General features: G+C 71.2%; 17 protein-coding genes. 8 read left to right on the top strand and 9 right to left on the bottom strand.

Going from position 1 to position 20800, the window contains the following annotated elements; genetic code table 11:
* Positions 1 to 26 precede the first annotated feature (26 nt).
* Complete coding sequence (locus tag BLR04_RS35645; RefSeq protein WP_090773587.1) at positions 27 to 1460, top strand: xylulokinase; 1434 nt, start codon at positions 27 to 29, stop codon at positions 1458 to 1460.
* 9 nt (positions 1461 to 1469) lie between these two features.
* Here BLR04_RS35645 and BLR04_RS35650 read toward each other — a convergent pair whose 3' ends face one another.
* The gene (locus BLR04_RS35650) at positions 1470 to 2741 is read right to left on the bottom strand and encodes a hypothetical protein (protein WP_143022358.1); all 1272 of its coding nucleotides are present in this window, start codon (positions 2739 to 2741) and stop codon (positions 1470 to 1472) included.
* 288 nt (positions 2742 to 3029) lie between these two features.
* On the opposite strand from BLR04_RS35650, the gene BLR04_RS35655 reads away from it, so the two are divergent.
* From BLR04_RS35655 to BLR04_RS35665, 3 genes are read left to right on the top strand one after another with little or no spacing between them, the layout of a single operon-like run.
* Positions 3030 to 3704: a DUF998 domain-containing protein gene (locus BLR04_RS35655; RefSeq protein ID WP_090773589.1), complete on the top strand. Its 675-nt coding sequence runs from the start codon at positions 3030 to 3032 to the stop codon at positions 3702 to 3704.
* 56 nt (positions 3705 to 3760) lie between these two features.
* Entirely contained in the window at positions 3761 to 5989 is a 2229-nt protein-coding gene (locus tag BLR04_RS35660; RefSeq protein ID WP_090773590.1) for a sensor histidine kinase, read from the top strand.
* Complete coding sequence (locus tag BLR04_RS35665; protein ID WP_090773591.1) at positions 5986 to 6360, top strand: DUF742 domain-containing protein; 375 nt, start codon at positions 5986 to 5988, stop codon at positions 6358 to 6360. The genes BLR04_RS35660 and BLR04_RS35665 overlap by 4 nt, the downstream gene beginning before the upstream one ends.
* On the opposite strand, the gene BLR04_RS35670 is transcribed toward BLR04_RS35665, so the two are convergent.
* The 6 genes from BLR04_RS35670 to BLR04_RS35695 form a co-directional block, all read right to left on the bottom strand.
* Entirely contained in the window at positions 6361 to 6933 is a 573-nt protein-coding gene (locus tag BLR04_RS35670) for a GTP-binding protein (protein WP_090773592.1), read from the bottom strand.
* Positions 6914 to 7276, bottom strand: a complete 363-nt coding sequence (locus tag BLR04_RS35675; protein ID WP_090773593.1) for a DUF742 domain-containing protein — start codon at positions 7274 to 7276, stop codon at positions 6914 to 6916. The genes BLR04_RS35670 and BLR04_RS35675 overlap by 20 nt, the downstream gene beginning before the upstream one ends.
* The gene (locus tag BLR04_RS35680; protein WP_090773594.1) at positions 7273 to 7680 is read right to left on the bottom strand and encodes a roadblock/LC7 domain-containing protein; all 408 of its coding nucleotides are present in this window, start codon (positions 7678 to 7680) and stop codon (positions 7273 to 7275) included. Before BLR04_RS35680 ends, BLR04_RS35675 begins: the two co-directional genes overlap by 4 nt.
* Positions 7677 to 9833 (bottom strand): sensor histidine kinase, encoded by a 2157-nt coding sequence (locus tag BLR04_RS35685; RefSeq protein WP_176903446.1) that lies wholly within the window; start codon positions 9831 to 9833, stop codon positions 7677 to 7679. Before BLR04_RS35685 ends, BLR04_RS35680 begins: the two co-directional genes overlap by 4 nt.
* 122 nt (positions 9834 to 9955) lie before the next feature.
* A complete protein-coding gene (locus BLR04_RS35690; RefSeq protein ID WP_090773596.1) occupies positions 9956 to 10819 on the bottom strand; it encodes a PrsW family intramembrane metalloprotease in 864 nt (287 codons plus the stop codon).
* Positions 10816 to 12348 (bottom strand): FAD-dependent oxidoreductase, encoded by a 1533-nt coding sequence (locus tag BLR04_RS35695; protein ID WP_245740898.1) that lies wholly within the window; start codon positions 12346 to 12348, stop codon positions 10816 to 10818. Before BLR04_RS35695 ends, BLR04_RS35690 begins: the two co-directional genes overlap by 4 nt.
* A 321-nt stretch (positions 12349 to 12669) precedes the next feature.
* Here BLR04_RS35695 and BLR04_RS35700 point away from each other — a divergent pair, with 321 nt between their 5' ends.
* Positions 12670 to 13341 (top strand): hypothetical protein, encoded by a 672-nt coding sequence (locus tag BLR04_RS35700; RefSeq protein WP_090773597.1) that lies wholly within the window; start codon positions 12670 to 12672, stop codon positions 13339 to 13341.
* 4 nt (positions 13342 to 13345) lie between these two features.
* On the opposite strand, the gene BLR04_RS35705 is transcribed toward BLR04_RS35700, so the two are convergent.
* On the bottom strand, positions 13346 to 15382 hold the full coding sequence (locus BLR04_RS35705; RefSeq protein WP_090773598.1) for a glycosyltransferase family protein: 2037 nt from the start codon (positions 15380 to 15382) through the stop codon (positions 13346 to 13348).
* Between the two features lie 54 nt (positions 15383 to 15436).
* Positions 15437 to 16567 (bottom strand): non-hydrolyzing UDP-N-acetylglucosamine 2-epimerase, encoded by a 1131-nt coding sequence (wecB, locus tag BLR04_RS35710; RefSeq protein WP_090773599.1) that lies wholly within the window; start codon positions 16565 to 16567, stop codon positions 15437 to 15439.
* A 56-nt stretch (positions 16568 to 16623) separates the two neighbouring features.
* Here wecB and BLR04_RS35715 point away from each other — a divergent pair, with 56 nt between their 5' ends.
* The 3 genes from BLR04_RS35715 to BLR04_RS35725 all read left to right on the top strand — a co-directional run bounded on the left by BLR04_RS35715 (position 16624) and on the right by BLR04_RS35725 (position 20798).
* Positions 16624 to 18309: a glycosyltransferase family 4 protein gene (locus tag BLR04_RS35715; RefSeq protein ID WP_090773600.1), complete on the top strand. Its 1686-nt coding sequence runs from the start codon at positions 16624 to 16626 to the stop codon at positions 18307 to 18309.
* A 115-nt stretch (positions 18310 to 18424) separates the two neighbouring features.
* Positions 18425 to 19690, top strand: a complete 1266-nt coding sequence (locus BLR04_RS35720) for a nucleotide sugar dehydrogenase (protein ID WP_090773601.1) — start codon at positions 18425 to 18427, stop codon at positions 19688 to 19690.
* A gap of 19 nt (positions 19691 to 19709) precedes the next feature.
* On the top strand, positions 19710 to 20798 hold the full coding sequence (locus tag BLR04_RS35725; protein WP_090773602.1) for a glycosyltransferase: 1089 nt from the start codon (positions 19710 to 19712) through the stop codon (positions 20796 to 20798).
* Positions 20799 to 20800 lie beyond the last annotated feature (2 nt).

Genomic DNA, 20800 nt, shown 5'->3' on the forward strand with positions numbered 1-20800 from the left:
CTGGACCACTTGTTAGGAGTACGTCGGTGACGCTGGTCGCTGGGGTCGATTCCTCCACGCAGAGTTGCAAGGTCGTCATCCGGGAAGCAGAGACCGGCGCGCTGGTGCGTCAGGGCCGCGCCTCGCACCCCGACGGCACCGAAGTGCACCCGTCCCATTGGTGGACCGCGCTGCTGCGGGCCCTCGACGAGGCCGGCGGCCTCGACGACGTCGCCGCCGTGAGCGTCGCCGGCCAGCAGCACGGCATGGTGTGCCTCGACGAGTCCGGCGAGGTCGTCCGCGAGGCGCTGCTGTGGAACGACACCCGTTCCGCGGCCGCCGCCGAACAGCTGGTCGCCGAGCTGGGCGGCCCGCAGGCGTGGGCCGACGCGGTCGGATCCGTCCCGGTCGCCTCGTTCACCGTGACCAAGCTGCGCTGGCTGGCCGAGCACGAGCCCGACAACGCGCGGCGCACGGCCGCCGTGTGCCTGCCGCACGACTGGCTCACCTGGCGGCTCATGGGCGCGCTGGCGTCCGGGGTTCCGTTCGGGGTCGAGGCGTGGCAGGACGCGCCCCGTCCGCCCCTCGACCAGCTCGTCACCGACCGGGGCGACGCCTCAGGCACCGGCTACTGGTCGCCCGCGACCGGCGCCTACCGTACCGACCTGCTCAAGGCCGCCTTCGGGGCCGTTCCGCTGCTGCCCCGGGTGCTCGGTCCGGCCGAGGAGGCCGGTACGGCCGTGGCCGGCGGTCCCGGCGCGGTGCTCATCGCGCCCGGTACGGGCGACAACATGGCCGCCGCGCTCGGGGTGGGGGCGCGGCCGGGCGACGTCGTCGTTTCGCTGGGCACGTCCGGCACGGTGTTCGCGGTGGCGGGCGCGCCGAGCGCCGACGCCACCGGCGCCGTCGCGGGGTTCGCCGACGCCACCGGACGGTTCCTGCCGCTGGTGTGCACGCTCAACGCGGCCCGCGTCCTCGACGCCGCCGCCCGGATGGCGGGGGTCGGGCTCGACGAGCTGAGCGACCTGGCGCTGCGCGCGCCCGCCGGGGCCGACGGGCTGACGCTGGTGCCGTACCTGGAGGGGGAGCGCACGCCCAACCGTCCGACCGCGTCGGGCTCTCTGCACGGGCTCACCTTGGCGACCTCGACCCCGGCCCACCTGGCGCGGGCGGCCGTCGAGGGCATGCTGTGCGGCCTCGCCGACGCGCTCGACGCGCTCGACCTGCGGCCCGAGCGGGTGCTGCTGATCGGCGGCGCGGCCCGCTCGGAGGCGGTCCGCCGCATCGCCCCGACGATCTTCGGCGTCCCCATCACGGTGCCCCCACCCGGCGAGTACGTCGCCGACGGCGCCGCCTACCAGGCAGCCACCCTGGTGACGACCCCGGATCGGCGCTCGGAGGAGACGGAGACCTACGAGGCCGAGGCGATCCCCGAGATCCGCACCCGCTACACCCGCGCCACCGCACACATCCTCGACTGACCCGAGAGCCTAGGCTGCCGTGCGGCTGCTGAAGGCCGCGGTCACTCGTGCGCCGAGTGCTGCCGGCAGCATGGGGACGGCGGCGCACAGTACTTCGGCGGCCGGGGCGAACGCGGTCGCCTGTTTGATCGCGATCTGGGCCGCGCGGCCCTGGATCGCGTACGAGGCGTGCCCGAAGGCCGTGGCGAGGGCCGGGGCCAGGTCGGGGGCCTGGCCTGGCGTGTGGCGTACCTCGTCCTCCAGCCAGCGCAGGCCCGTGCGGGCCAGCTCGGTCTCCGCCCGGAACGTGAGCGCCTCGATCGCCTCGGCGGCCTCGCCGTCGTCGTACGGGCCGCACCGGCGCACCTGCGCCAGCGCCAGGGCGGCGACCGTGCCTGGGGCGGCGGGAAGCAGCCGCAGGTAGTCGCGCCGACGCGCGGCACTCTCCTCCGGTGAGGGGTCGATCATGTCGTGCAGCCGGACGAAGAACCGCAGATCAGGCGCTTCCCCACCGCGCAGGAAGCGGCGGAGACAGTGGTCGAGCAGCTCGCCCCGCGAGACGCGCCCGCGCCGGGGAGCGCCGGCAGGCGGCACCGCGGGCCCGCCCCCTACGGCGACGCCGGCGGCGAGCAGCCGCTGGAACAGGGCGAGCCACGGCGTGGGCGCGGGTTCGCACCGCTCGTCGCGCAGCTCGCGCCCGGCTCCCTCCGCCTCGAAGATCCGCGGCAGCATCGGGCCGAGCAGCGGGTCGGGGCTGACCGGCCCGGCCGCGAGCCAGGCGGCGACGAGCGGATCGTGCTCGGGCGGGGGAGCGCCGCACGCCCGCAGCAGCGCGAGCGCGAGCGGGGCGAGACGGTCGTCCGCCGTACGGATCTTCACGGCCAGCCGCGTCGCCACGTCTGCCTGGAAAGCGACAGGACGGGCGGCCAGCACACGGACCACGTGGGCCGGGTCGTACGCCCCCCAGCGAGCGGTGAACTCGCGGCGGCCCAGCCAGGCGGTCACGGCGGCGGGACTCGGCAGCGTCGCGGCGCCCGCGATCTGCAGCACCTCTCCCAGCCCGCCGATCCGGTCTCTTTCCCACCCGGACCAGGGGAGATCGTCGTCATCCCCGAAGTCCGGTCGAAGGCTCGCGCGCGCCTGCTTGCGGAACTCCGGCAGCCGCCGGGCGATCTCGGCCCGTTCGGCGTCGGTCAGCGAGAGCGCACGGCGGGCGAGACCGCCGGGCCGGCGCGCTTCGATGAGCTCCCGCACCGCACACCAGGCCGCCTCGGGGTCGCCCACCTTCGGTTCACCAGTCATGCGCCGCAGCGTAAAGATCGCCTCCGACAAACCCCGCCCTCACGAACACCGGCGGGCGTCCACGTCGCCACCGGACCGGACGTACGGGCGGATGTCCCTTTTGAGGGAAGGTGGGGGCCGAGCGGCGACCACCCGGCGCGGGCCGGTTTCGCCGCGTGCGCCGTGTTCGCCGTGGAAGGGCGTACGGGTGGGTGTTCGCGGGTGGGGGTGTGAGGTCAGGGTTGGGTCAGGGGTTTGTCGGGGGTGGGGCCGGATGTCCCGCAGGGGTCGTGGCGGGAAAGTGGTCTTATGACCGCAGTGAAGAGGCTCTATCCCCTGGTTGCATGCGCCTCGATTGTGTGCTCGGTGGTCGGGGTGATGGTGGCGCAGGTCGGGGCGGGTGCTCAGCTTGATCCCATGAGTGTCACGGTCAGTGAGTACGCCCTCTCTCGCGATGGGGGCGTCACGCAGGTGGCCATCGCGGTGCTGGCGGTCGGGTCGCTGGCGTTGCTGGCGGGGTTGCGGGCCGCGGGGGCGCCCGTACGGGGGATGCCGGAGCGGTTGCTGTTGGTGTGGTCGGGGGCGCTCGCGGTGGCCGCGATGGTCCCGACCACACCTCTCGGCCACGACCCGGACGTGGCCGCGCAGATCCACCGGTACGCCTCGGTAGCGGCCTTCGTGAGCCTGCCCGCCGCGGGCGCGCTGCTGGTGCCGAGGCTGGGCGCGGACGCCGTCTGGAAGCCGGTGGCCAGGGTCGTCGAGTGGGTGGCGCTGGCCGGCGGGTTCGGGCTGCTGGCGATCACGTACGTGGCCCTGCCCGGCGACCGGGTGCTGATCGGGCTCGTCGAACGGCTGCTGCTCGGCGCCGAGGTGGCGCTGCTCGCGGTGCTCGCCGCCTGGCTGGTCAGGGTGACGTGGAAGCCACACGCGGCACTAGCCGCAAATTTCCCGACATATCACAGATTTATCGCTAGTCGATCTTAGAACCACTAGTTTCGGTGCTATTCTCTCCCGCGATCTTCTATCCGGGAGCAGGTGTCATGGCATCGGGCAGATCCATCAGATTCAAGATCTCGACGCTGCTCGTCATCCCCTTGATCTCCCTGGTGGCTCTCTGGGGCTTCGCCGCGAGCACCACGCTCGGGGACGCGCTCAACCTGCTCACGACCCAGAGGATCTGGACCGACGTGATCGACACGTCCGCCCGCCTCGTCACCGACCTCCAGGCCGAGCGCCTGGCCTCGGCCGAGCAACTCGCGGGCGTCGGCGTCGGCGACGACCTCGAAAGGCTGGCCAAGGCCCGCGCGAAGGTCGACGACAGCGGCAAGGAGATGCGGCAGCGAGCCCTGTCGAAGGACACCGCCTCGGCGCTCACCCCCGACATGCACGCCCAGCTCCAGGTGCTGTTCGAAGCGGTCGACCGGTTACCCGACATCAGGGCCAAGGTGGACGACCACCGGCTGGCCCCAGGAGCCCTCGTCAACGAGTACGCCAAGATCACCGACGAGGTCCACCTGCTGTACGCCCGGCTGACCATGGGCACCGACATCGAGACGTCGCTGCAGGCACAGGGCCTCATCGCGGCCGACGAGGTACGCGAGCTGCTCGCCCGCGAGCACGCCCTGGTCCTCGCCTCGAACGGCCGGGCGAACATGCGCGACACCCACCTGCTGGCGGGCATCGACGGCTCCCGGACGTACCTGTTCCCGAAGGCGCTGGCCAACCTGGACACCGAGCTGCGCGCCCCCTTCGAGAAGCTGTACTACTCCTCCCGCTACGTCACCATGGAGAACCTCCTGGAGGGCTTCATCGGCGGCCGGCCCATGGACGTCGACCTCTGGCGTGGCATCGCCGAGCAGGTGCAGACGGAGTTCCGCGAGGCCGTCTACGGCACGGGGCAGAAGCTGCTCGCCAGGATGGAACCGGCGGGCGTGGGCATCGTCGTACGGGCGATCGTGGCCGGCCTGATAGGCCTGATCGCGGTGGTGTTCTCCATCGTCGTCTCCATCCGGGTGGGCCGCCGGCTCGCCGGCGAGCTGGGGACGCTGCGGCGTACCGCGCTGGAGCTGGCGGAGATCCGGCTGCCCGACGTCGTGGCGAAGCTCCGCAAGGGCGACGAGGTCGACATCGCGGCCGAGGCCCCGCCCATCCGGGTGGGCGCGAAACCGACCGGCGAGGTCGCGGATCTCGCGGCCGCGTTCGACAGCGTGCAGAGCACGGCCGTGGACGCGGCCGTCGAGCAGGCGAGGCTGCGCGAGGGCGTCGCGGAGGCGCTGCGCAACCTGGCCCGCCGCAGCCAGTCGCTGCTGCAGCGCCAGCTCAAGCTGCTCGACGAGATGCAGCACCAGACCGAGGAGCCGGAGGCGCTGGAACGGCTGTTCAAGCTCGACCACCTCACCACGCGCATGCGCCGCCACGCCGAGGGCCTGGTGCTGCTGTCGGGCGGCCAGGCGGGCCGCAGGTGGCGCGGTGTCATCCCGGTCGAGGACGTGCTGAGCGGCGCCGCGGCCCAGGTGGAGGAGTACACCAGGGTCCGCGTCTACCCGATGCCCGAGTGCGGCGTCCCCGGCGGCGCGGTCGCCGACCTCATGCACCTGTTCGCCGAGCTGATCGAGAACGCCGCGTCGTTCTCGTCCCCCGACAACGAGGTCTCCGTACGCGGCGAGATGGTCGGACGGGGCTTCGCCGTCGAGATCGAGGACCGCGGCCTCGGCATGGACGACGACGCGTTCGACGCCGTGAACGCGCGGCTGGCCAGCCCGCCGGAGTTCGACCCCGCGCAGACCGAGCGGCTCGGCTTCTCGGTGGTCGGCATGCTCGCCGCCCGGCACGGCGTCAAGGTGACGCTCAAGCCCTCACCGTACGGCGGCGTCACGGCGGTCGTGCTCGTCCCGGCCGAGCTGGTGGAGCCCATGGCGCCGCCCACGCAGCCGTTGGAGCTGCAGTCGGTGTCGGTGTCGGTGGTGCGTACCGACACCGAGACCACCGGGCCGGGCGGGCTGCCGCGCCGGGTCAGGACGAGCAGGCGCGGCGCCGTCACGCAGGAGCACGCCGTGCCGCATCAGGCGCAGCCGGAGCCGATCGGACTGCCCCGCCGCGAACGGCGGACGCCGCCGCAGCGGCTGACGCGGGCGCCCGACCCGGGGGAGTCGGCGGCGCCGCCCGAGGAACGTTCGCCCGAGCAGGCCCGGGCGCTGCTGTCCTCGCTCCAGTCGGGCTGGCAGCGTGGACGGCAGGAAGGCGACCAGGATGGGGGATCTGAATCGTGAGTCGCGAGCACGAGTGGGTTGACGAGGAGGCGGGGCCCGTCGTGCGGCCGTACGCGGTCGCACGCGGGCGTACGAGGCCGGTCTCCGCGGAGGTCGATCTGCTGGCGACCGTCGTCTCGACGGGTTCGCCCGTCCCCGCGAAGGCCGAGCTGAGTGCTCAGCACCGGCGGCTGCTGAACCAGCTGACCGGCAAGGCCAGGCCCGTGGCAGAGATCGCCTCGGACCTGGGCCTGCCCGTCGGTGTCGTCCGGGTGCTGCTGGGCGACCTGCTGGAGCACGCCTTGGTGACGGTGCGCCCGCCGCGCGACAAGGCCGCCGCACCGTCGGAGAGCCTGCTCCGTGAGGTGATCAACGGCCTGCGCGCGCTGTAGCTAGTTGGCCGAGGCCAGCGTCCGCAGCGAGTGCTCGACCAGCGCGATCATGACCTCCTTGGCCGACGAGCGGCGGCGGACGTCGCAGAGCATGACGGGCACGTCGTCGTCGAGGTCGAGCGCGATGCGGACGTCCTCGATGCTGTGCGCGTCGGCGTCGTCGAAGCAGTTGACGGCGACGACGAACGGCGTGCCGCGCTGCTCGAAGTAGTCGATGGAGGGGAAGCAGTCGGTGAGCCGCCGGGTGTCGGCGATCACGACCGCGCCGAGCGCGCCGTAGGACAGCTCGTCCCACATGAACCAGAACCGCTCCTGGCCGGGCGTGCCGAACAGGTAGACGACGAGCCCTTCGCGGATGGTGATGCGGCCGAAGTCCATCGCCACGGTCGTGGTGGTCTTGGACTCCACGCCGTCGAGATCGTCGATGCCGACCCCGCGATCGGAGAGCACCTCCTCCGTCCGCAGCGGCTTGATCTCGCTGATCGAGCCGACGAGGGTGGTCTTGCCGACGCCGAACCCGCCCGCGATCAGAATCTTGAGCGCGACAGGGTCCTCAGAGAGCACGGAGTCCATTGATCACTTCCTTGAGAATGCGCTCATTCGACCGCGCCCCGCCTGCTGCGGGCGACGTCACCGAGATGAGGCCGTGGTCACGCATGTCGCCGAGCAGCACCCGGACGACGCCGATGGGCAGGTCGAGCTCGGCGACCAGGTCGGCCACCGAGATCGGGTTGCGCGCTGCCCGCAGTATGTGTTGCTGTTCGGGACCGCTGTCGTCCGGCGGGTCGCCGATCGTACGCACGGTCGCCACGAGGTCGAACGCGTCACCTGAGGAGCGCGTTCGGCCGCGGATGAGAGCATAGGGCCGCACCACCGGCCCCGCCTCCTCATCGAACCACTGCGGGCGATCACTCATGACGCGCCGGCGCGTGGATTGGTGGTGATGTGCTGGCCCACGCGCTTGACCAGCATCGCCATCTCGTACGCGATCTGTCCGACGTCGACGCTCGCGTCGGCGATCACCGCCAGGCACGTGCCCTGGCCGGCCGCGGTGACGAACAGGAACGCCGTCTCCATCTCCACGATGGTCTGGCGCACCTCGCCGCCGCCGAAGTGGCGGCCGGTGCCGCGGGCCAGGCTCTGGAAGCCGGACGCCACGGCCGACAGGTGTTCGGCGTCCTCGCGGCTCAATCCCTTCGAATGACCGACGGCCAGGCCGTCGGTCGACAGGATGACCGCCTGGCGTACGGCGGCGACCCGGGTGACCAGGTCGTCCAGCAGCCAGTTCAGCTCACCGGTGTTCTTGGCCGGCACAGTCATGCGTCGTCCCCCTTGCTCATGGGCTCCTCTTCAGAGGCTTCTTCTCTGGCGCGTTGGGCTCCCCGCTGGAACGCGGAGAACAGGTCGCGTACCTCGTCGGGAGAGCGTTCGGCCTGCTGGTCGGGCTGCGGCTCGGGTTGCGTCTCCTTGAGCTGCGGCGCGAGGTTGGCCTGGCGCACCCGCCTGGGAAGGCCGGCGTGGGTGCCCGACGCGACGACCGCGAGCGCCTTCTTGCGGGTACGGCTCTGCAACGCCGCCCTGCCGTCGTCGGTCTCCGGCTCCGGCGGCTCGGCCACGATGGCGCGCGGCACCAGCATGATGGCCAGCGTCCCGCCGAAGGGCGAGCGGCGCAGCCGCACCTTGATGCCGTGCCGCCTGGCGAGCGTGGCCACCACGAAGAGGCCGAGCCGGTCGCTGTCGGCGAGGTCGAACTCGGGCGGCTCGGCCAGCAGCGCGTTGATCTGGCCGTACTCGGCGGCCGACAGGCCGAGGCCCTTGTCCTCGACCTCGATGGCGTAGCCGTTGGTCACCCGGTCGCCGCGGACCTGCACGGGGCTGTCGGGCGGCGAGTAGATCGTGGCGTTCTCGACGAGTTCGGCCACCAGGTGGGTGACGTCGGCCGCGGCGGAGCCGTCGACGGCGCCGGGCGGCATGGCGGCGACGTTCACCCGCGTGTAGTCCTCGACCTCGGCGACCGCCGCCCGGACGATGTCGATCACCGGCACCGGCTTGCGCCAGGCGCGTCCCGGCGCGGCCCCGGAGAGCACGATGAGGCTCTCGGCGTGCCGCCGCATGCGGGTGGTCAGGTGGTCGAGGCGGAAGAGCTCTTCCAGGCGGTCAGGATCGTGCGTACGCCGCTGCATGCCGTCGAGCAGGCCGAGCTGCCGGTGCAGCAGGCCCTGCTTGCGGCGGGCGAGGTTGAGGAAGACCTGGCCGACGCCGTGCCGCAGCGCGGCCTGGCCGACGGCGGCGCGTACGGCGGTGCGCTGCACGGAGCCGATGGCCCTGGCCACGTCGGTGATCTCAGCGGAACCGCTCACCTTGATCGCCTTGGCCTCCTTCCGCACGTCGACGTCCTCGCCCTTGCGCAGCCGCGCCATGATCCCTGGCAGGCGCAGCTGCGCCAGCTCCACCGCGGCGGAACGCAGCTCGGCCAGCTCTCCGCCGAGTCGTCGTCCGAAGCGTACCGAGATGATGATCGACGCGAGGACGGCGAGCAACCCGAGCCCGCCCGCGAGGCCGATTCTGAGCACGGTGCCGGTGGCGGCGTCGGACGCGCGGCCGGCCAGGGTGTCCGAGGCGTCGGTGCCGAGCTTGTCGAGGCGGGAGACGAGGTCTTCGACGGTGCGGTTCCAGGCGTCCGGGTCGGACGGCGGCGTGCCGGTCCTGACGACGCGCGTCTCCAGGGCGGCGTACGTGAGGAACAGCTCGGACGCGAAGACCTGCTCGTACGGCCTGCGCAGCGTCACGTCGAGGCCGGCGATGCCGCGGGAGTGCAGGAACTTCCTGGAGGCGGCGTACTCGGTGAAGGAGGCGGTCTCGGGCTCGCTCAGCCGGCGGGAGTCGCGCGCGCCGACGACGAGGGCGTGCTCGCGGGAGATGTACTCCTTGGCCTGGCCCATGGCCTGCAGAGCCGACGCCTGCTGGTAGAGCGTCAGATCGGAGACGGGCACGAGGTCGTCGTGGAGGAGGAAGAGGGTGTCAAGGAGGCGGTTGTAGGCGTACAGGCCGGACAGGCGGGGGCCGGTGCCCGCGTCGATGGCGGCCCTGATCGTGGGGAGGCCGTCGAGGGCGGTGCGGAGGTTGGAGAGGGCGGCGCGCAGCTCGTCGCCGGCGGCGTCGCCGGCTTCGGTGACCGCCCGCTGGAACTCGGCGACCGACTGGTCGGTGCGGGAGCGCTGGCTGCCGAGCACCTCGGTGAGGTCACGGCTGGCGAGTGCCTGCGCGGTGCGGAGTCTTTCTGCCTGCAGCTGTGATCCGAGGTCGGTGGAGGTGACGCCGATCGTCTCGTAGAGGGTGGTGGCGCGGAAGAGCGACTGCCCGTCGCCCATGGTGAGGTTGAGGACGAAACCCCAGAGCGCGCTCAGAGACAGGAGAGGTAGCAGCAGTAACAGGAAGATCTGGAACCGAATTGACCGGTTTCGCGAGCCCATGTCCCAACCTCGAGTCGGGGGCATTTCCACACCTTGTGTAAATACACCTCCGGAAGATCGCACAGGAGACTAGCACCGATGAAGTGTCTGGCGCAGTGGTAGCACAACGTTCATTACTGTGACTATTGGTACGAGACGTCGCGTCGGCGCCCTCGGGCGAGGATTACGGCGAGCCAGACCAGCGCGATCAGCGAGTTCAGGACGAGCCCCGCCCAGTGCAGCACGGTGTAGACGTGCACCTGCCACGGCGACACGTCGGGCACCATGCCGATGCGCAGCTCCGCGAACTGCCAGGGCCGCCCGGTCAGCACGAGCGTGATCGCGATCGCGATGGCGCTCATCGAGTCCCACAGCGCGTGCAGCAGCGAGACGCCCAGGTAGGTGAGCAGGACCGGCAGGGTGAGCCGGCCACGCGCGCCGAACAGCACGCCGCCCGCGATGGCCGTCCACAGGCCGTGCCCGACCGGGGTGAGGATGCCGCGCAGCACCTCGGTCTCGACGAGCTGGGTCAGCGACAGGCCGTGCGTCGTGAACAGGGCGTTGAAGGCGTACCCGGCGCTCTCGAAGGAGGCGAAGCCGAAGCCGACGGTGGCGCCGAGCACGACGCCGTCGCGCACCTTGTCCCTCGCCGCCCTGCGGGCGACGAAGATCAGGGCGGCCAGCTTGACGGCCTCCTCGATGAGGCCGACCAGGACGTACATGACGACGGACGGCCGCACCAACCAGCTCTCCAGCAGCGAGGCGCCGAGCACGCCCAGCACGCCGCCCACGATAAAGGCGACGAACATCCGCTCGACCGTCACGTCGCGCGAGCGGCCGTGCGCGTACGCCCAGACCACGAACGTCACCGGCACGAGGAAGCTGCCGAGCAGCACCACGGTCGGCACCAGGTTGGAGTTGGACGTCCAGGCGGTGACGACCACGCTGGCCACCCACAGGACGAACCCGACGACGAACACCCGCAGCCAGGGCGGCCTCAGCTTCACGCGAGCTCCTTCACGGCCCGCTCTGCGGCCACGGCGGCGGCGTCGTCGCGAGCCCCGGGCGCCGCGTCGGAACCGGCGACGGCGATCCTGCCGAACGCCCCGCGCAGCGCGTCCGCGGGGAACGGCCCGTCGGGGTAGTGAGGGTGCCACGGCCGGCAGAACTCGGGCGGGTACGCGTGCCCCCACCGGTCGATCCTGATCTCCGTGACGTCCCTGGCCGGGTCGAACCCGACGGGCCCGAGCAGCCGGGCGAGCTGGTCGCGGATCGACTCCTCCAGCACCTCGTACGGCGTCCCCGCGAGCTCCCGCCGACCGGCCGCCGAGCCGGCGTCCGGGCCGAGTTCGGAGCGGCACGGCGTGGCCACCAGTCGCACGGAGTCCGGGGGCGCGAACTCGGTCGCGCACCAGTAGGCGCCGGTCCAGCGCACCCGCTCGACGCCGAGCCGCCGCCAGGCGAGCGGGTCGCGCAGCCGTACGGTGGCGTGCAGCGCCGGCACCCTGACCGCCTGCCGCAGCGCCTGCCGGACCTCCTCGGGCAGGCCGGGCACGAGGTACGGCACGACGGCGCTCCAGCACGCCAGGATGACGGCCCCGGCATCGACCGTGGCGACCCGGTGCCCGTCGTGGTAGCCGACGACGGCCGAGCGGGCGCCGTCGCGGACGAGGACGACCGGGCTCGACAGGCGCAGCCGCGCCCGCTCGTCGAGCCGCGGTTCCTGGCTCGCCACCGGCCCGTGCCAGTTCCGCCGTACGGTGGGCGAGTTGTAGCGGGACGGCTTGTCGCGGTCGAGCCCCAGCCCGGCGAAGCCCGGGTAGCCGGTGCCCCAGGCGTCGACGGCCCCGAACGCGCGCGCGTCGTAGCCCCACTCGCGGCTCGGCGTGGTGCGCAGGAACCGCTCCACGTCGGGATGCGTCCCGCACACCTCCAGCAGGAACCGCGAGTACGTCAGCTCCGCGAGGCGCTCCTGCTTGCCCTCCGCCGTCAGCCCGGGGAACCAGTCGGGCGGGTCGTCGCGCAGCAGGCGCAGGTCGCGCCGGGCGGCCTCGGCGACGGGGAGCCGGTCGGCCCAGCCGGGGCCGGTGGTCGTGACGAGGGTGTCGGCGCCGAAGGTCTCGGCGTCGCACATCACGGCGTCCGGCGGCCCCGAGGGGCCGGGCGGCGGCCCGGTGAGCGCGTCGTGGTTGTCGAGCACGAGCACCCGTGCGGCCGGGCTGCGCCGCAGCCACGCGTTGGCGGCGCTCACCCCGCCGCGCCCGCCGCCCACCACGACGAGGTCGTAGCTCTCGCCGGTGGGCTCAGGTTCGCCCGCGTGCGTCCAGAAGCGGCCGTCCCGCAGCGCGTGCGGGACGCTGAGGGCCTCGGCGGTGTCGCCGCCCACGGTGACGCTGGGAGGGGCCGCCTGCGCCGTGCCCGGCTTCGCGATGGTTGTCCCGAGAGCGCCGCCGAGGACGCCCACCGCGATGCCGTCGAAGAGATCGCGCCGGGAAATGGGGCGATCCAGCCCGAGATCGTGCGGAGACCAGCTCATGGCGCGATCATCAGCAGCCCGGGTGAAAAGCCCCACGGGGGCGCGCAGCGTTTCGAGAACTTTTTGCGCGACCTGTTACGGCGAATGCCCCTTTGCCGCGAGTGGCGGACGGGTGCGCGACGGGGAATGTCCGTGACGCCTGTCAGGGTTTCGGTCAGGGCGTTCTTCGCAGCAGGTCACAAAGGCGGGAGCGGGAACAACGTCAAACAGGAAATCGCTCCTAAAGCCCCTTAATCCCGCGAATAGCGTCGTTGCCCAGGCCGTTACTCTCCGTGTCCTCTAGCGTTCTGCACAATGCCGCCAGAGTGAAATGGAGAGGCCATGCGCAAGGCTGTTTCCGGCGTGTTTCTGACCGCGCTCGTGATCACCGGATGTTCCTCCGGGGAAGAGCAGAAGGCGCCCGCGGCCGGACAGGCCCCGGCGTCCGCCGAGACCGACAAGCTGCGTGCCGCCCTGCTTCCCGTGCCCACGGGCATGAAGGTCGCCTACGGCCCCGAGGTGGGGGCGTTCGGCACGCTGAAGTCGACCCAGCAGGGGCTCGAAGCCCTGCGCCAGGCCAAGGCCGAGCGTCCGGAGTGCGCGGGGGCCGCCCAGCTCGACGCCGCCGTGCCCGCGGTCGCGAAGGCGCCCGCCGCGGTGATCGCCTTCGCCGCCGACAGCGGCTCGATCACCCAGGCCGTGGTGTCGCTCCCGTCGCCCGCCTTCCCCAAGGCGCTGCCCGAGCAGTGCACCCGCTACACCGCCGACGTCGCCGGCAAGAAGGTGACGTACCGGACGAAAGCCCTGAAGATGCCCGCCAAGGGCGACCAGTCGCACGCCTACCTGACGACCGCCACCGGCGACAAGGACACCACCGCCCAGATCGGCTCGGTCATGATCAGGCGCGGCACGATGGTCATGAGCATGCTCGTGGTCGGCAGGCAGGTGAAGCCGCAGGGCATCTTCGAGCTCGCCCGCCTCGCCGACGAGACCATGGCCAAGGCGTCCGCCTGACGCCTCAGATGAGGACGTGGTCGTCGGGGCGTCCGACGAAGGCGAACTGCGCGTTCCTGGTCAGCTTGATGTGGTCGGCCTGCCAGGTGTGCATCGAGGTGTCGGCGCTGCGCCAGTAGACGAAGTTGAACCGGTCCGTCGAGTAGATCTTGACGCGGTCCTCCTTCAGCCGTCGTACGAGGTGGGTGTCCTCGCCCCGGGTGATGTCGGCGAAGCGGTACGAGCGGAACATGTCGGCCTTGCCGAGGAACGAGCCGCCCTGCACGAGCCAGGAGTAGCGGTGCTCCAGGCCGGGCAGGCGCAGCATCGTGGTGTTGCTGCCCTCGAAGTACGCGTAGTGCGCGCCCTTGCCGACGAGTTCGGCGTCGGTGTAGTCGAACGCCCTGGCCAGGTCCGACAGGTAGTGCTCGCCGTAGAGGTTGTCGTCGTCCATCTTGGCGATCAGCTCGCCCTCGGCGGCGTCGATGCCGAGGTTCATGCAGGCGCCGAGCGACAGTTCGGCGGCGGCGGGCAGCACCACGACGTCGACGATGCCCGCCATGCGGGCCTTGTCGGCGACCACGACGGGGTCGATGTCGAGGCCGTGCAGCACCATGATGAGCTGCAGCGGGCGGTGGCGCTGCTTGGCCACCGACGAGATCGCGTGCTCGATCTGCGCGGCGCGGTTCGTGGGCAGCACGACGGAGATCGACCGGGTGCGCGGCTCCACCCGGTGGCCGAGGTTCTGCAGGATCTGGTCGACCCGGTGCGAGAACAGGTGCTTGTCGAACACCTCGCGCATCGCGAGGTGGCCCATCCTGGCCCGCAGCTCGGGGCTGTTGATCAGGTGCAGCACCTGGTTGTACGACTCGATCGGCTCGCGCGCGATCGGGACGAGGTCGCCGAACGTCTCCTCGACGGCCCGCGACCATCCCGACACGACGGGGGTGGCGCAGGCCGACAGCTCGAAGACGCGCCGCGCGCACATGGTCGGCGAGTCGAGCACGGAGTTGACGTTGAGGAAGACCTTGTACATCCGGTACGCGGCCAGCATCTGGTCGTAGGGCAGCTCGCCCACGATGTGCGGCCGGTACTTCTCCGGCCAGGCGTACTTCTCGTCGACCTCGCCGTTGCGGGCGAAGATGTGCAGCCCGAGCTCCCTGACGGGGTCGATGACCGTCTCCATCTGCTCGCGGCGCTCGGGGTGCTTGTCGCGGAAGTACATCCCGGCGAAGACCACGTCGTGCAGACGGCCCTTGTTCTGCTGGATCGGGTTGTGGACGCGGGGCTGGGCGGCGAACTGCAGCACGTCCACCCGGTCGTGTCCGAGAATTTCCCGATATTTCGGCACCATGTCACCGTCGCAGGTGAACACGTAGTCGAACAGCTTGGCCGTGTCGATGAAGAAGTCGAAGTTCGGCGGGTCCTCCTTGTTCCAGAAGACCGTCGGGATGCCCTCCCGCTTGCACCAGGCCACCAGCTCGCGCAGCGGCTCCTTCGGGGCGTTGGTGCCGGTCATCTGGTAGCGCCAGCGGCCCTGGTTGCCGTGCCAGGCCGACTCGCAGAACAGCAGGTCGGGACGCTTCTCGGCGAAGATCTCCGGCCAGTCCTTCAGCCCGAACTCGATCTGGTCCCACTCGTAGCGGAACGCCATCCTGGAGAAGTCGTCGAGGATCACCGCGACCTTCAGGTCGGGCCGGTTCACCGGCCCGGAAGGCCACTTCACGGCCGGCACCTCGACCGGCGGCGGCCGGTGGTTGGCCAGCTCGGTGGCCTCGCTGACCGGCACGGGCGGCTTGGGCGCCCGCTGCCTCGACCGGACCGCCTTGACGATCTTCCCCGGGCTCTTGGAGCCCAGGGCCTCGCCCAGCTTGAAGGTCCGCTTCGCCTGCGTGGCCTCCAGCTTCCAGGTCGCGTACGCGGCCTTGGCCTCGGCGATCTCCAGACGTCGCCGTAGCTCCCGCACCTCCGACTCGAACCGCTCGACGAGCTTGCGCTCCTCTGGCAGCCAGTTGACGGGACCGAGCCGCTGGTAGGTGGGCTCTTCGGGGGTTTCGGCCATCGTGGTACGCCTATCGCTCAGCGGAGGTTTGTCATAGTACGGCGGATTGCGCCGCTATTCCTGGCGTTCGGCTTGAGAGGCAGGGGCGAGATTGTCGCCCTCCAGCCACGCGGAGATCACCTTCGCGATGCGCGGGCCCGCCTTGCCGTCCCACAGCACCGGCAGCTCGCCGGCCGGGGTGGCGGCGCCGTCGGCCAGCGCCTTGTCCGCCGCCGCTGGCAGCGAAGCGGGCGTGACCAGGCGGTTCGTGCCGTGGGTGATGGTGATCGGCCGCTCGGTGTTGGGCCGGACGGTCAGGCAGGGGACGCCCAGCATGGTGGTCTCCTCCTGGACGCCGCCGGAGTCGGTGACGACCAGCGCGGCGCCGCGGACGAGGGAGAGGAAGTCGACGTAGCCGAGCGGGTCGACGACCTTGACCGTCTCGCCGTCGACCAGGCCCGCCTCCGCCAGCCGCGCCTTGCCGCGCGGGTGGATCGGCACCACGACCGGCACCCGCCGAGACACCTCGAGCACCGCGTCCACGAGCTCCTTGGCGGCCTCGGCGGAGTCGACGTTGGCGGGCCGGTGCAGCGTCGCGACGGCGTAGCGGGCGGGCAGGCCGAGCCGCTCCACCACGGGGGCCGGGTCGAGCGACGGCAGCGCCGAGAAGAGGCTGTCGATCATGGGGTTGCCCACGAGGTGGATCTTGTCCGCGGGCACGCCCTCGGAGGCCAGGTAGGCGAGCGCCTCGGGCGAGGTCGCGAACAGCAGGTCGGCCAGCGCGTCCGTGACGACCCGGTTGACCTCCTCCGGCATGCCCCGGTCGTACGAGCGCAGGCCGGCCTCGACGTGGGCGGTCGGGATGCCGAGCTTGGCGCAGACGAGGATGGCGGCCAGCGTCGAGTTGACGTCGCCGTACACGACGACGAGGTCGGGCTCGTGGCTCTGGACGACCTCCTCCAGGCCCACGAGCAGTGCCGCGGTCTGCTTGGCGTGGCTGCCGGAGCCGACGCCGAGGTTCGCGACGGGCTCGGGCAGGCCGAGGTCGGCGAAGAACACGTCGGACATCAGCGCGTCGTAGTGCTGACCGGTGTGAATGATGCCCTGCCGCACGCCGAGTTCACCGAGTGCCCGCACCACCGGGGCCGCTTTCACGAAATTGGGACGAGCACCCAAAACGTGCAGGACCAGGGGGTTCTCCCTCATTGACCTCGCCTTTCATAGCGGAAGGGAAAAAACGTTGCCTATGGTACGGTCACCGCGTGGCATCCGACGCCAGTCGTCAAGACTCCTCCAAAGCCCCCGGCAAGGTTTCCGCGAAGTCCGCCCGCGCCGGCGTCGGCGGACTGCTGAAGGGCTTCGTCCAGCACCCGATCATCGTCTCCCGCGTGGTCGCGACGAAGGTGAAGTCCGACCCCGTACGCGTGGCCCAGGCCGCGGCCGAGGCGCTGCCGCCCCGGCTCCGCCCCGTCGTGGGCAGCGTCGCCTGGCCCACCGCCCGGCGTGCCAGGCGCATCGTGCGCAAGTTCGGCATGCGCGTGGTCAAGGGCCCGTGGAACGAGGCGAAGGCACACTGGGACGCCGGCCGCGTCAGCGAGGCCGCCGATCTGCTCGAGGCCCACACCAAGTACCCGTTCGTCAAGCGCAGGGCCGCGTACTACCGCGGTGAGCTCGCGGCGATCAGCCCCGACCCGATCCCGCCGGCGCCCAAGATCGCGATCCTGAGCCGGGTCAAGGGCCGGGTGATGCACCTGGTCACGAACGCGCTGCCGTACACGCAGGCCGGCTACACCGTCCGCACCCACCGGATCGTCACCTCGCAGCAGGCCGCGGGCATCGACCCGCACGTGGTCACCAGCTGGGGCTGGCCGATGCTGCAGGGGCACGCGGACGCGGCGCCGTACGAGGAGATCGACGGCATCCCCTACCACCGGCTGCTGCCCGACGGCCACGGCGAGATGCCGTTCGAGACCCAGGGCCGCATCATCAGGGGCGCCGACGCGGTCACCCGGCTGGTGACCGAGCTGCGGCCCGAGATCCTGCACGCCGCCACCGACCACCGCAACGGCTCGATCGCGCACGCCGTCCGCGACCGCACGGGCACCCCGTTCGTCTACGAGGTGCGCGGCTTCCTGGAGGAGACCTGGGCCTCGCGCGACCCGATCAGGGTCGGCAGCCAGCGGCACCTCCTCCAGCGCGAGCGTGAAGCGTTCCTCATGCGCGAGGCCGACGCCGTCGTGACGCTGGCCGAGACCATGGCGACGGAGATCGTCGAGCGTGGCGTGCCCAGGGAGAAGATCCACCTGGCGCCCAACGCCGTGGACGACAGCCTGCTCACGGCCAACTACGACGGGGCGTCGTTCCGGCGCGCGTACGGGATCGGCGACGACGAGATCGTCGTCGGGTCGGTGTCGAGCATCGTCGCCTACGAGGGCTTCGCGACGCTCCTGCGCGCCGCCGCGCTGCTGCGTGACGGCCGCACGCCCGTACGGGTGCTCATCGTGGGCGACGGGACCGAGCGCGAGAACCTCCTGCAGCTGGTCGAGGAGCTGGGGTTGCGCGACGCGATCCTGCCCGGCCGGGTGGGCCCTGACGAGGCGCTGCAGGCCCAGGACGCGATCGACGTCTTCGCCTGCCCGCGTGAGGATCTGCGGGTATGCCGACTCGTTACGCCATTGAAACCGGTCGAGGCCATGGCGCTCGGCAAGCCCGTCGTCCTCAGTGACCTGCCGGCGCTCTCGGAGCTCGTCGGCTCGGACGGGGCCGGGATGCTGGTGCCCGCGGGCGATCCTGAGGCGCTCGCCAAGGCGATCGCCGGGCTGCGGGAGGACCCCGCGAAGCGCGCCGAGATGGGTGAGGCGGGACGCGCGGAGGTCGCGACCAAGCGCACTTGGAGTCGCGTTGCCGAGACCTACCGTGCTCTCTACCAGTCTCTTACGGATCGTTGACCATGCCGTTAGCTGTCAGTTGGGACGGGTTCAGTCGCATTAGGCGTGAGCTAGGTGGACTTGAGATAACCTTTGCCACCATGAAGTGTTGTTTCCGGCTTCCAAAGGCACAGCTGTGACAGAAATCGACTTGGCTGTCATCGGCCTGGGCTACGTCGGCATGCCGCTCGCCAAGGAAGCGGTAGCCGCTGGTCTGCGGGTCGTCGGCCTGGAGGTCGACCCTACGAAGGTCGAAGCTCTCAACGCCGGGCAGTCCTACATCGATGACCTGACCGACGCCGACCTCGATCACATGCTGGCCAACGGCTTCAGCGCGACGCTCGACGAGTCCGTGCTGGCCCGGAGCAACACGATCGTCATCTGCGTTCCCACCCCGCTCGACGAGGACCACCGGCCCGACCTGTCAGCCGTCGAGGGCGCCACCCGCGTCGTCGCCCGCAACCTGACCAAGGGCACGCTCGTCGTCCTGGAGTCCACCACGTGGCCCGGCACCACCGACGAGGTGGTCAGGCCGACCCTGGAGAAGGACTCCGGCCTCGTCGCAGGCGAGGACTTCCACCTCGCCTTCTCGCCCGAGCGCATCGACCCGGGCAACCCCAAGTTCGGCCTGCGCAACACGCCCAAGGTCGTCGGTGGCTACACCGCCACCTGCCGCGACCGGGCCAAGGCGTTCTACGGCCAGTTCATCGAGCAGGTGGTGCCGGTCAGCGGCACCCGCGAGGCCGAGATGGCCAAGCTGCTGGAGAACACCTACCGGCACGTCAACATCGCCCTCGTCAACGAGATGGCGATCTTCTGCGACGAGCTCGGCATCGACCTGTGGGAGTCGATCGAGGCCGCGGCCACCAAGCCGTTCGGCTTCCAGAAGTTCCTGCCGGGCCCCGGCGTCGGCGGGCACTGCATCCCCGTCGACCCGTCGTACCTGTCGTACACGGTGCGCAAGCTCGGATACCCGTTCCGGTTCGTGGAGCTCGCTCAGGAGATCAACGAGCGGATGCCCTCGTACGTGGTCAACCGGGTGCAGCGGCTGCTCAACCGGCACAGGAAGGCTGTGAACGGCGCACGGGTGGTCATGCTCGGCGTCACCTACAAGCCGGACATCGCCGACGAGCGCGAGACCCCCGCACTGCCCGTGGCCCGTGCGCTGCTGGAGCTCGGTGCCGAGCTCACGTTCGCGGACCCGTACGTCAAGGAGTGGTCGGTGGACGGCACCCCGGTGCCGCGTGAGGAGGATCTGGGCGAGGCCGTGATCAACGCGGACGTGACGCTGCTCATGCAGCAGCACGCCGCGTTCGACCTCGACATGGTCGAGGCGAAGGCCAGGCTCGTGCTGGACACCCGCGGCGTGCTCGCCGAGGGTGAACGGGTCGAGCGGCTGTAGCGACGGAAGGTAGCGCGCAGTGCACGTGCTCGTCATGACGGTGGTGCATAACCCCGAGGACGCGAGGATTCTGCACAGGCAGATCCGTGCTCTCGTGGACGCCGGTCATGAGGTCACGTACGCCGCGTCCTTCACCGCCCACGGCGTCGTCCCCCGGCCATGGGTGAACGGCGTCGACCTGCCGCGGGCGGCCCAGCGCAAGCGGGTCGCCGCGGTCATCGCCGCGCGCCGGCTGTTCAAGCGCATGCGCGACAAGGTCGACCTGGTGCTCATCCACGACCCCGAGCTGCTGTTCGCGGTGTGGGGCGTGCGCAACAGGCCGCCGGTCGTGTGGGACGTCCACGAGGACACCCCCGCGACGCTGTCGCTGAAGCCGTGGCTGCCGGCGCCGCTGCGCCCGCCCGTGCGCTTCCTCGCCCGGCTGCTGGAGGGCACCGCAGAACGGCACATGCACCTGCTGCTGGCCGAGACCGCGTACGCGGGCCGGTTCAAGGACGCCCACCTCATCGTGCCGAACGAGACCTGGGTGCCCGACTCGGTCACGCCTCCTGGCGACGACCGCGTGGTGTACCTGGGCTGGCTGTCGCGGGCGCGCGGCGTGTTCGAGGCGGTCGAGGTCGCCCGGCTGCTGCAGCCGTACCGGGTGGCGGTGGAGCTCATCGGCTACGCCGACCCGCAGAGCCGTCCGATGCTCAAGCAGGCCGTCGCCGAGGGCCTGCTGGAGTGGCGCGACTTCATGCCCAACGACGAGGCGCTCAAGCGCCTCGACGGGGCGCTCGCGGGGCTGTCGCTGCTGCACGACGAGCCGAACTACCGGCACTCGATGCCCACGAAGATCGTGGAGTACATGGCGCACGGCATCCCCGTCATCACCACCCCCTCACCGCGGGCGGTCGAGCTCGTCGAGCGCTACGACAGCGGCATGGTGGTCCCGTGGCAGGACCCGAAGGCGGTGGCGCAGGCGGTGCTGATGCTGCGCGACGACGTGCGTGAGCGGCATGCGCAGGGCGCGCGCGGCTACGCGGCGGCCCGCGCCAACCACCACTGGCCGAACTCGGCCAAGCGGTTCGTCTCCCAGCTGGAGTCCTGGGCCGGCGTCAATCGATAACG

Origin of the sequence: Nonomuraea maritima (genome assembly GCF_900100395.1) — a bacterium.
GTDB classification, from domain to species: Bacteria; Actinomycetota; Actinomycetes; order Streptosporangiales; family Streptosporangiaceae; genus Nonomuraea; species Nonomuraea maritima.

Excerpts from the sequence above, each read along its gene's own strand:
- BLR04_RS35650 (WP_143022358.1), bottom strand. The coding sequence starts at position 2,741 with ATGACTGGTGAACCGAAGGTGGGCGACCCCGAGGCGGCCTGGTGTGCG.
- BLR04_RS35655 (WP_090773589.1), top strand. The coding sequence starts at position 3,030 with ATGACCGCAGTGAAGAGGCTCTATCCCCTGGTTGCATGCGCCTCGATT.
- BLR04_RS35660 (WP_090773590.1), top strand. The coding sequence starts at position 3,761 with ATGGCATCGGGCAGATCCATCAGATTCAAGATCTCGACGCTGCTCGTC.
- BLR04_RS35670 (WP_090773592.1), bottom strand. The coding sequence starts at position 6,933 with ATGGACTCCGTGCTCTCTGAGGACCCTGTCGCGCTCAAGATTCTGATC.
- BLR04_RS35675 (WP_090773593.1), bottom strand. The coding sequence starts at position 7,276 with ATGAGTGATCGCCCGCAGTGGTTCGATGAGGAGGCGGGGCCGGTGGTG.
- BLR04_RS35680 (WP_090773594.1), bottom strand. The coding sequence starts at position 7,680 with ATGACTGTGCCGGCCAAGAACACCGGTGAGCTGAACTGGCTGCTGGAC.
- BLR04_RS35685 (WP_176903446.1), bottom strand. The coding sequence starts at position 9,833 with ATGGGCTCGCGAAACCGGTCAATTCGGTTCCAGATCTTCCTGTTACTG.
- BLR04_RS35695 (WP_245740898.1), bottom strand. The coding sequence starts at position 12,348 with ATGAGCTGGTCTCCGCACGATCTCGGGCTGGATCGCCCCATTTCCCGG.
- BLR04_RS35700 (WP_090773597.1), top strand. The coding sequence starts at position 12,670 with ATGCGCAAGGCTGTTTCCGGCGTGTTTCTGACCGCGCTCGTGATCACC.
- BLR04_RS35705 (WP_090773598.1), bottom strand. The coding sequence starts at position 15,382 with ATGGCCGAAACCCCCGAAGAGCCCACCTACCAGCGGCTCGGTCCCGTC.
- wecB (WP_090773599.1), bottom strand. The coding sequence starts at position 16,567 with ATGAGGGAGAACCCCCTGGTCCTGCACGTTTTGGGTGCTCGTCCCAAT.